Annotated in this window: 1 pseudogene; it reads left to right on the top strand. The window is 50.7% G+C overall.

Annotated elements, in window-relative coordinates:
• Positions 1-300: pseudogene (locus ACP5L5_RS11845) on the top strand (hypothetical protein); the annotation flags it as partial.

Below are 300 nucleotides of genomic sequence, written 5' to 3'. Positions count from 1 at the left end.
GTAAGGCCGTTGGGTTGGCTAGGGATTGGTTGGCGGTGCCCGACCTCAGGGAGTTGATTGAGTTGGGTGCTGGCTTGCCAGGCGGTGATAAGCTTAAGAGGATGATCGAGCTCGCCTCAAAGGATGTTAAGAAGAGGAGCAGGAGCTCTTCGATCAACATCCCCGGAACGGATATAAGTATGAGCATTCACATTGATAAGCATTGTAAGGTTGAGCTTAGGGCTTGGAGGAGGGATGAAAAAGAGGCTTTGAGGTTGGTCGAGGAACTCAAGAAAGCCGGCTACAACCCAACAATATACG

The sequence above is a fragment of the Vulcanisaeta sp. genome (assembly GCF_049966235.1).
GTDB lineage: Archaea > Thermoproteota > Thermoprotei > Thermoproteales > Thermocladiaceae > Vulcanisaeta > Vulcanisaeta moutnovskia.
The sequence above is the reverse complement of the archived record's forward strand: the minus strand, read 5'-3'. Positions and strand labels throughout refer to the sequence as shown.